Consider the following 9,496-nt stretch of genomic DNA (forward strand, 5'->3'; position numbering starts at 1 on the left):
TTTAAATGAAGGAGAATTGGTTATCAAATGGGGACGAAAACTTAAAAACAAAGGAAATGCTATTATCACAATTTAAATGCGAAACAGCTTAAGTGGCATTGGGTTAGAATTAAAACCGAGCAAGACAAGACTAGCCCACACCCTGAACAAGTTAGATGATGAACAACCTGGATTCAACTTCCTAGGATTCAACGTCAGGCAATTCCCTGTTGGGAAACACAATTCAGGCAGAGTAAAGGGTAAAATCCTCGGATTTAAGACTATTATCACCCCCAGCAAGGAAAGTCAGAAAAGACACTACAGAAAAGTTGCTGAAGTAATAGATAAATCGCGTGGGTTAAACCAAGCGACTTTAATCAAAAATCTCAATCCTATCATCAGGGGTTGGTGTAACTACTTCTCAACAGTCGTCAGTCAGAAAGTATTTGAAAGGCTGTGGCACTTAGTGGTTTGGAAACTTCTGAAATGGGGTCGCCATCGTCATAGGAATAAAGGCAGAGGGTGGATACGCCTTAAATATTTCAAAACTGTAGAAGGCAATAACTGGGTGTTCGCAACCAGAGAGGGTAATAATCCTTATTCGCTAATACAACATAGCTCCACTGAAATAAAGCGCCATGTAAAAGTAAAAGGGACGGCATCACCCTATGACGGTGATTGGATATATTGGAGTTCAAGAATGGGAGTACAACCCGAGATACCCGTAAGAGTGGCTAAATTACTCAAGCGACAAAAAGGGAAATGCGCTCACTGCGGTAACTACTTCAAAGATGGAGATTCGATAGAGGTTGACCACATCGTCCCCAAATCGAAAGGTGGGAAGGAATCGTATGATAATTGGCAACTACTTCATCGATATTGCCACGACACAAAGACCGCCAATGATGGCAGTCTCGGTAACAAATCTAGCTGCAAAAGTGCTAAACCTAAGCCACCAGTGGAACCAAGCCTTTGGGTTTGGGAAAACGATATGTTGGTAATGACGTACTGATGACAACAGCCGTTTTATTGAGGAGCGGAATGATGAGAAACTATCACGTTCCGTTTTGTAGAGCAGTGGAGGAGGCGACTCCTTCACTGACTTTAATTTTAAAGAGACTTGGGTTGGGCATTTTCCCAAGGAGAAAACGCCGTAGCGGGAATCTTTCTATAGTAGGAACTATAGATGATAGTACCGCGAAGGAAATTTTGCACACCCTTCATCGGGCTGCAAAGATGCCCACGTCATAGCTGTACTCAGCTTGACGTGGGAGTATGTCACTTGATTCACTTGACAGTTCAAACACTGAGTCAATCAATTTTTGTTGAGCTGCTAATTGTTGCAGTGAATAACAAGCTATTGCTCGCACTCGCTCAGGAGACTTGCTAACATTTTTGGCAGCAAACGGTCCCCAGAAAGCACTCAGTACAATCTTAATCTGTTCCGATATTGGGTATGTTTGACTCAAACAGTAGTCCCAAACCATCTCATCGAATGGGTCGTTTAGTGCAACTAAAACACCCGATATTTGCGACTGCACTTGCTTCTGATTTTGGTCAGGTAACGGCTGATTGTTCAAATTGGCAATCATAGATTTCTCCTGTTAACTACCAGCCGGAAAGTCCCTCGGTATATTCACAGGGGACATATCTGAGCGCTGCGAAGTACCCCCTTGGGAATTACCGAGCGTGATGAAAGGCTCGTCGGATGGAGGAACGGAAGCCGACAATTAGACTTGCCTACTATGAATCAATCTTCGGGAGTATCTTGATTTTCGATGTTCTTTCCAGTGCTAAAATAGTAATTTGATGTTGCATTTTAAACGTACATAAATTATACTATGCAAAGGTCGAAAATAGGAAGTTTAGAAATGCAACTAACTTACAAATACCGCCTCAAACCCACAAAAGCCCAACTAACGACGATAGTGACTCACTTAGAACTTTGTCGCCGACAGTACAACTACCGACTCGGTGAAAGATTTAGATGGTGGGAAGCCACGAGAACGCCCATCAATGCCTGCCCCTTGATTGTTTCGATAGTCCCAATTGAGGAGATTTATAAAAATATTCCTTTGACGAGAGTCCAAACTAGAGACGGCAGGAAAAAGGATAAATCAGGCAATCCTTTGACTAGGAAAGGTGATGTTTTCTCGAACATTGAAGGCGGATTTGTACAGTGGCAGACGATACAACTGGCTGACCTAAAAAACACAAAAAAACTGTTTCCTGATTACAAAGTGTTGGATTCTCAGGTTTTGCAAGATGTCGTCAACAGAGTTGAAACTTCTTTTTCAAACTTTACTACGCCCGACAAGAATGGCAATCGTAGAGGTAAGCCCAAGTTCAAGGGTCTTCACTACTACAAGTCTTTCACATACCCTCAACTAGATAATTTACACATTGTTAAGGATGAACAAAACAGAATTTGTATTGACCTAGCAAAGATAGGTCAAGTGCCGATGGTGTTCCATCGCTCAATACCAACAGGGTTCAAAGTTAAGACGGGCAGTGTTATCAGAGAAGCGGATGGGTGGTACATTTCCTTGACGCTAGAAGATAAGACGGTTCCCGTAACGGTTGCAGAAATTCAACCGACGGTCGAAAATACTGTTGGTATAGATTTGGGAATCACTAATTACGTCTATCTTTCTAATGGTGAAAGAGTGGAAAACCCTAGATTCTTGAGGAAGTCGGCTGAAAAATTAGCAAGGCTTCAAGCGAAATTAGCTGGTAGAATAAAGGGTTCTAAGCCTTGGAAGATTATCAAGGACAAGGTTTCTAAACTCCATCAGTTCGTGGCTAGATCCCGATTAAATTTTCAATTTAAAACGGCACATGAGTTATTCGACAAGTGTAATGTTTTAGTTGTTGAAGATTTGAGTGTTAAAAATCTGACTAGACGTGCCAAGCCTAAAACTGATATTGAGAATGGTAATTTGGTTTATTTGCCGAACGGTCAGTCAGCTAAAAGTGGCTTGAATAAATCCATGCTTGATGCTGCTCATGGGCAATTCGCCAGCGTCCTAAAATATGTCGCCTGGAAATTGGGTAAAAGCATTTTGTTTGTCTCTCCAAGAGGAACTTCCCAGCATTGCTGGAACTGCCTCAACAAAGTCCCGAAAGAATTGTCGGAACGGTGGCATTCTTGTCAGTGTGGAGAGTCTTTGGATCGAGATGAAAACTCAGCTAAACTTATTAGAAAGATTGGTCTTAGTTACGAAAGTGGCGGGGGAACTCCGTCACTCAAAAAAGCCTTTGAAAAAAAGGAAAAAGAAGCCTGCGGTCTAACTGTACCCAGTTGACCGTCAGGTTAGTTCACGCTAACTTATTTACATCCCACTCAAGACTTTAGTATTTGCCCTCAAGGAACAAACTCTCGTTCTTGAGGCGAGCGAATCCACAAAGTACAAAATCCTTTTTGTGCAGGTTTACCCTCTACTGTCAGTGTCACCCCCAATCGATTTATCTCAGTTTCACACAATTTTTTGCCACCTTTCTCGCTCAACAAAGCTTGATTCCAGCTCATAAATTGGCGAGCATATTTCCCTTCATTGCTTGTTGCCCACTGAATTGTATCCGCGTTCTTGCGAGCAAACTGACCCTCTTTGCTCAGCCCCCATTCGAGCGCTACGGCTTGTTCTAAAGTGAGCTGGCGCGGCCCTTTTGGGTCGAGTTCAGGCGCTGGAATGAACCGGGGCACAGCTAACCCGATAAACGCGCCGATCGCCATTGCCCCTAACACTACCCCGCTCCCAAAAATCACCGACCAAATATCGTGAGCAACTTTCTCTAAAGCTGCTTGTCGCACTAGGGTGTAAACTGAGTTGGAAATGTGGCGATGTTGCACCTTAACAGCCGCTTTTCCCTGCCGTTCTAAAAACTCCCTGCTTTCTTTTTCCCAATTTTCAGTAAGCTGGCGAACTTGTTCCAGTTCTTGAGAAATAACAGCTTGAGAATCTTTTAAATCACCTTGCCATTGAGATTGCCAATTCTTGAAAAACTGGTCAATCTCTTGCGGTTTTTTTTCTAACAGCAGTTCGAGTTGACCTGTAGCCAGCAATACGATAAAAAGCGGGTCATTTTTATTGAGACCGTATCGGTAAGCTGTCTGAATGACATGAGAGCGAAATTTGGAGTCTTTGCCCTTGAGTACCTGGCTGATTAGTGACTCAGTATCTCTCTCGTACATGGGAGGGGCAGATAAAGGATCTCTGTTCAGAGCTTCTCTTTCCCTCGAATCATCGTCTATGAGTTCCCAAAACTCCTTTTCATTTAGCTTACTCCCATCTGATTTCAACTTTTCTTCTACTGCATCTTCTGGGACTGTATCTGGAGAATCGGGCAAACTTTGCGAATTTTCAGCGTATTGTATGGAATTATTTTTGGTATTATTAAGTCTGCCCTGTTCCCTTGGCGTTTCCAATATCTCGCCAAACTCTTGAGAGTCAACTTCGGAAAGTTCTTCTAAAAGTCGATCGGACATTTAACCTCCTACCTAATCAAAATCCTAATCTTTATGCTGTTCTGCATCGCGCATTCTATAGTGTGAACTCATATTTTGTCCGTCTCCTAACGAGTTCATCACCCATTGACTGTAAAATTTACAGGAATACCCGCAAATTATCGATTTAGACACTATCTGTAGTATTAAGATGTGTTTCGGCACACCCAGCCCGCTGGCCCAGTGGTGAAGAAGTTTTTGAAACCCTGGAAATCTCGTAGCGGGCGATCGATCAATCTTCTTATTTTCAGAGTTTAAACGCAATAAACGTTGTTTATTGCTAAGATCCCAGGCGTTGGATAACACAACTGCGTTGATTGCACTCAGCCAGCGGGCTGGTTTCGGCACACCCTATCAGTAGAGTGTGTGCGTAAGCCTTAATTTAGATTCTTAAAAGCTTACGATACCTTTTTTACAAATTACAGCCTCCTGAGACTTTACAACCTGTTGCTTATTTTGTTACTTATTTTGTTGCTCATTTTCTATTTGCATTTCCTCATTTTTTTTTCGTTCATAGGGCGCGATGACTTCTTTTTTATTGCGATTGGGTACGTTGTTAAACAAACCTACATCTTCTATCAGACGGAAACAGTCTTCCAGAAAAGTATGCAATCGCTGCTGACTAATCAAGAAGAATTCAGAGTGTTTCATTGCTTGAGAAAATGACAACCGCTTCGTATCAATAAACTTGCGCTCTCTTGCACTCAGAGCCGGCAAATCTACCACAGGAATTCGGTAATTATTAATGAGCTTGTTCATTTCCTTATGGCTTTGTACGTGCGACCAATCTTTGCAAACTCCAAAATTGCGGACAAAAATGTGATTGAGCTGACCTTCAAAGTAGTTGAAAGAGTCAATAAACATCTCAATGCTGTCCGTCGTGCCACCGCAAATAAACCACTTGCATACATCAACTCCTGACTGCTCTTTAAAATCAGGAGAGGTTAAATTAGCTTCGTCAATCCATTTGTTGATAATGCTGTAAACCCGAGCTGGTAAATTGACAATCACAGGAGTTTCTACTGCTGTTTCAAAAATAATATCGATATCGAAAAACTTCTCTTCATCTTCAACTAAAGCTACGATTTTTGCATTGTGTTCAGGATAGCGCTGCTGCACGTCAGGATTTTGAAAATCACCATCAATTAACGTGTACAGCAGTTCATACTTCTGATTGAATTCAACCAGAATCCGAGTTAGCATCGACTTGCCAACGCCACCTTTCTCGCCATCAACCAAGTGAATCATGTTAGTCATTTCATTCCTCCTTGCTGGATGTATATTCAAGACTTAATAATTTTTAACTAAAGCTAGGCCCGACCATTGCTGGATCGAAACCAGCTAAGTTAAATGCGCTGTTTTCAAACTCGATTTCTCCCGCAAATTCCTCAGGTTCTTTTTCTTCGGGCAAACTTGCGGGATTTGAACTCTCAGGGGTAGTTAATTCCGTAGCAATAGATGCACCTGAGTTCGATAAGTGAGGGAAAGTAGCTAAAGGAATTAAACCCGAAGAAATACCAGGGGCAATTACTCCTAATTCGGTACAGTTAAATCCCGCATCTCGGCAAACTTCATCTATCTGCCTGAGCAAAAAATTAATGCTTTCTCGCCTCAAATACTCTAAGTCTGGGCTAGAATGACTACCGCTATTGCGTAAAGCTGCTAACAGCCACCGCGCTTTTATCAGAGGTAAAATCATTTCTTTGAAGCTAAAAAAAGGATGATTTTGTAGGTAAGACAGCAAGATAGCGTCTTCGGAATCTGGCAAAACTTGACAGCGCCAGCAAAATTCCTTGTAACGTTTTCTAGGCATAATTCCTCACCTTCTTTCCAGCACCTCGGTAGGGCCCTCCCAATAAGAGAGCTGCATCTAAGTTTGCTTCTGATTCCTCTAATGAAGGTTTTGTATTCGACGACGACTCATCACTCAATTTATTAGAATCATCTAAGCAGCTATCTTTGATACTTGAATCAGTCTTTTGTTGAGCGCAAACTTCACTGTTTTGTTCCGTAATATCTTCAGTCTTTTGTTCAGTGGGTTCCTCAAATTTTTGTTCAGCGGGTTCTTCAATTTTTTGTTCCGTAATATCTTCAGTCTTTTGTTCAGTAGATTCCTCAATTTTTTGTTCAGTAGATTGCTCTGATTTAGCTTGAGTAAATTGCTCAAGTTTTAATTTAGTAGGTGGCTCGGATTTGGAGTGAGTAGGTTGTTCAGATTTTGGCTTGGTAGATTGTTCAGATTTTGGCTTGGTAGATTGTTCAGATTTTGGCTTGGTAGATTGTTCAGATTTTGGCTTGGTAGATTGTTCAGCGCCTTCTTTTACACTCTGTAGATCGGTTGGAGGGAGTGGAGCATCTCCTGAAGTGGAAGTTGTATCTTCTGCCTTCTGAGAAGTTGCCACAACAGAGCTTTGCCTCCGTACCTCAAACTGAGATTTGAAGTAAGAAAATAGTCCGTAAACATCAGCTATGCGGCAACCTAAACCATCAGGATCGAGCGTTTTTGGCACTGTTATACCTGCGTGCCAAGATAGCGAATAATGAGAAAACTGATTTCGCAGTTCTGGCTTCATATATTCAGAAGTACCCCCGCAAAATACAATTTCATCTAAATCGGGCGGCAGCACTTCATTAATCCAATGAGATAGCATTCGAGCGTAGTCAAAGCGAGACAGCTTGACTGCTTCAATCAATTGGTCAACTTCTCGATCTTTCGCTGTCTCCTCTCGATTCCGAGCAATTCGGTAAAAGTAAGGGCGGTTGTAGCTTACGCCCGCTTGAGCGATTGATAAAGCCAAACGGGAAGCATCGTAGTTAGAGGTTCGCTCTTGAACTAGATCCACCAACCTTACCATTCCTAAGTCTGAAGTTTTGCCCTTACCGACAGCACCGCGTGCCGAAACTATTACCGAAGCATTGCGAAATCCTACCATAACAAAGGCAGTTACCCGCTGCTTGAAGGCTGAACCTAAATTACTGTTGTGGATCAAAGCAATGCCGCCGCCTTCTTGCAAAGCTTGGGTTTTGTCCAGGGTGACAGATAGCTTGCCGGTGGGTGTTTCAAATGAAGCAGAGTATTGACTTAATAGCTCAAAAAATTGCTTGGAGTCATTAAATTCGCCTGGTGGCAAGAAAACGGAAATCGCAGCGCTAAATTGATTGCCTAAATCTAACTTCCGCGACACTACCCACAAAGCTGCTAGAGCTTTGTACAAAGCGCTACTGTACTTCAGTCCCGCTAAACCGATGTGAGCATTGAATTGCGATGCTGCTAGGTAGCCAACGGCTCGGCATTCATTACCAATTGCCACCCAAGCAATATTTTCGGGAGATGCTGATGCGAGGTTGGGTTGTGTGAAACAATTGGCTATGTCTTGGCTCACCGGCCCCACCTGCGATTCCATTACAAAGGAGTTTGCTTTACTGCCTGCTTGCGAGCTTTGGCAGAAAACTCTAGTAGATAAGCCGCCAAAATCTATAGCCAGAATCGCATCTGGTATTGAGGATTTTTTCTTCATAAATGCTGGCTTTTATTACGTTATAAAATGATAGTATTGGCTTCAATTTAAGTCTGACCTCACCAATTATGGTGGTTTTGGATAGTTAAAATAGCCCCCTCCAAATGGCGGGGGACAGGCTGCCTTGCAAGGAAAACATCTCGGTTTTTGCCGGTTGCTTTGCCCTCCCTACAAAGAGCAACTATGCTAAGGTGGCACTAATATGAAAGGTCAAAGATGGATTTTGATAACTATCCTGTCTTCGTTTAACTCAAGTTGAGCCTGGATTTCTGGATCTTCAAAGAAATAAATTGGGTACGGTAATCTTCGGGCAGCTTGATTTGATGTTTCCGCTCGAAACTTTGCAACTCGGCTTCCGCAAGCGTTTGCCTCAGTTTGTATTGGTGAGAATCTGCGTATGTTCCGTGCAGATTTTTATCTTCTTGCTGCAAGGGTTGAAGCAGTTCTGCTAATTCGTTAATATTCTTTGATATTTTCAATTGCCGATTCCAGAGAGCAATCCATCATATCCCAGTCAATGCCATCATCGGGGAACAGCGATAATTGCCCGGGTGATACGTTGGATTGCCCGCGGTTGTGATAAGAAAGTGCGAATCGTTGGCTAGAAACTAAAGCCTGAAAGGGTTTGGAGGATTAGCCGCCTGGTAGAGAACCTGGACAACTGAATGACCATGTAGGTGAGAAATAGTATTCTAGAACCCTCAAATCCTACCCCGCAGGTGCAGCGGTGAAAGCATCACCCCTACGGTAGCGAATAGTCATCAATCCGTAAAGCGGGGTGAAAAGGTGTGATTACTGACAGCCTAAGTTGGTAAAGCATTGAGCAAAGTACCCATGAGTAAAGCCCCGGCTTGAAGATGCAACTGAATCGTCGTTACACAAAACCAGCGAAATAAGGCTTAATGCGCTGGAGCCAAAAGGCAAAGGATAAGGAGTTGGCAAGTTTTCTATTGACCAACAAGCACTTCCAATAAACCCGGCGAACAGCATCATTCTAAAGGTACACAGTATGGTCATTCGGAACGAGATAACCTCTCGTCTGCTCTTAGGTGGTCGAATACCTGAGTAGGTGCTAACCGTATGCAGCGAGTAGGAGAGATTAAGTCAGAAGCGAATGTCTGGGGTAATGCCCAGAATATGCAAACAGACTTACGATGATTTGGAAGATAAAGTCTCAAATAGTGAGTATATATGTCTAATACACAGTCTAAAAAACTGATGGTGGAATGGCACAAAATTAACTGGCGTAAGCTAGAGCGTAATGTGTACAAGCTCCAGAAGAGAATTTATCAAGCCTCTATTCGTGGTGATGTAAAAGCATTTCGCAGACTCCAAAAGACGCTGATGAAGTCTTGGTCAGCAAGAGCCTTATCGGTTCGTAGAATTACCCAGGATAACCAGGGGAGTGCGGCTCGTTGACGCGCCAAGGAGAAATCCGAAAGCGTCACACCTGCTTTCAGCAGGTTAATAGGGAAGGGTGGCAACACTCGAAACC

General features: G+C 42.8%; 8 protein-coding genes and 1 pseudogene. 3 read left to right on the forward strand and 6 right to left on the reverse strand.

Annotation, left to right across the window (positions count from 1 at the left end; translation table 11 throughout):
* The first annotated feature begins 76 nt into the window (after positions 1-76).
* On the forward strand, positions 77-991 hold the full coding sequence (locus E5S67_RS29665) for an HNH endonuclease (RefSeq protein WP_479686937.1): 915 nt from the start codon (positions 77-79) through the stop codon (positions 989-991).
* 208 nt (positions 992-1,199) lie between these two features.
* Here E5S67_RS29665 and E5S67_RS29670 read toward each other — a convergent pair whose 3' ends face one another.
* Positions 1,200-1,571, reverse strand: a complete 372-nt coding sequence (locus E5S67_RS29670) for a hypothetical protein (protein WP_172192727.1) — start codon at positions 1,569-1,571, stop codon at positions 1,200-1,202.
* A gap of 279 nt (positions 1,572-1,850) precedes the next feature.
* Here E5S67_RS29670 and E5S67_RS29675 point away from each other — a divergent pair, with 279 nt between their 5' ends.
* Positions 1,851-3,284: an RNA-guided endonuclease InsQ/TnpB family protein gene (locus E5S67_RS29675; RefSeq protein ID WP_172192728.1), complete on the forward strand. Its 1,434-nt coding sequence runs from the start codon at positions 1,851-1,853 to the stop codon at positions 3,282-3,284.
* Positions 3,285-3,343: 59 nt separating this feature from the next.
* On the opposite strand, the gene E5S67_RS29680 is transcribed toward E5S67_RS29675, so the two are convergent.
* From E5S67_RS29680 to E5S67_RS29700, 5 genes are all read right to left on the reverse strand, one after another.
* Positions 3,344-4,465, reverse strand: coding sequence for a DUF6753 family protein (locus E5S67_RS29680; RefSeq protein ID WP_246277044.1), 1,122 nt, complete (start codon positions 4,463-4,465; stop codon positions 3,344-3,346).
* Positions 4,466-4,942: 477 nt separating this feature from the next.
* On the reverse strand, positions 4,943-5,740 hold the full coding sequence (locus E5S67_RS29685) for a P-loop NTPase family protein (RefSeq protein WP_172192730.1): 798 nt from the start codon (positions 5,738-5,740) through the stop codon (positions 4,943-4,945).
* A 43-nt stretch (positions 5,741-5,783) separates the two neighbouring features.
* On the reverse strand, positions 5,784-6,296 hold the full coding sequence (locus tag E5S67_RS29690) for a hypothetical protein (protein ID WP_172192732.1): 513 nt from the start codon (positions 6,294-6,296) through the stop codon (positions 5,784-5,786).
* The gene (locus E5S67_RS29695) at positions 6,289-8,001 is read right to left on the reverse strand and encodes a ParM/StbA family protein (RefSeq protein ID WP_216670801.1); all 1,713 of its coding nucleotides are present in this window, start codon (positions 7,999-8,001) and stop codon (positions 6,289-6,291) included. Before E5S67_RS29695 ends, E5S67_RS29690 begins: the two co-directional genes overlap by 8 nt.
* A 245-nt stretch (positions 8,002-8,246) precedes the next feature.
* Positions 8,247-8,480, reverse strand: a complete 234-nt coding sequence (locus tag E5S67_RS29700) for an SMI1/KNR4 family protein (protein ID WP_172192734.1) — start codon at positions 8,478-8,480, stop codon at positions 8,247-8,249.
* 712 nt (positions 8,481-9,192) lie between these two features.
* On the opposite strand from E5S67_RS29700, the pseudogene E5S67_RS29705 reads away from it, so the two are divergent.
* A pseudogene (locus E5S67_RS29705) lies at positions 9,193-9,405 on the forward strand (reverse transcriptase N-terminal domain-containing protein); the annotation flags it as partial.
* Between the last annotated feature and the right edge of the window lie 91 nt (positions 9,406-9,496).

The sequence above is a fragment of the Microcoleus asticus IPMA8 genome, assembly GCF_013179805.1.
Lineage (GTDB): Bacteria > Cyanobacteriota > Cyanobacteriia > Cyanobacteriales > Microcoleaceae > Microcoleus > Microcoleus asticus.

Excerpts from the sequence above, each read along its gene's own strand:
- E5S67_RS29670 (WP_172192727.1), bottom strand. The coding sequence starts at position 1,571 with ATGATTGCCAATTTGAACAATCAGCCGTTACCTGACCAAAATCAGAAG.
- E5S67_RS29675 (WP_172192728.1), top strand. The coding sequence starts at position 1,851 with ATGCAACTAACTTACAAATACCGCCTCAAACCCACAAAAGCCCAACTA.
- E5S67_RS29685 (WP_172192730.1), bottom strand. The coding sequence starts at position 5,740 with ATGACTAACATGATTCACTTGGTTGATGGCGAGAAAGGTGGCGTTGGC.
- E5S67_RS29680 (WP_246277044.1), bottom strand. The coding sequence starts at position 4,465 with ATGTCCGATCGACTTTTAGAAGAACTTTCCGAAGTTGACTCTCAAGAG.
- E5S67_RS29665 (WP_479686937.1), top strand. The coding sequence starts at position 77 with ATGCGAAACAGCTTAAGTGGCATTGGGTTAGAATTAAAACCGAGCAAG.
- E5S67_RS29690 (WP_172192732.1), bottom strand. The coding sequence starts at position 6,296 with ATGCCTAGAAAACGTTACAAGGAATTTTGCTGGCGCTGTCAAGTTTTG.
- E5S67_RS29695 (WP_216670801.1), bottom strand. The coding sequence starts at position 8,001 with ATGAAGAAAAAATCCTCAATACCAGATGCGATTCTGGCTATAGATTTT.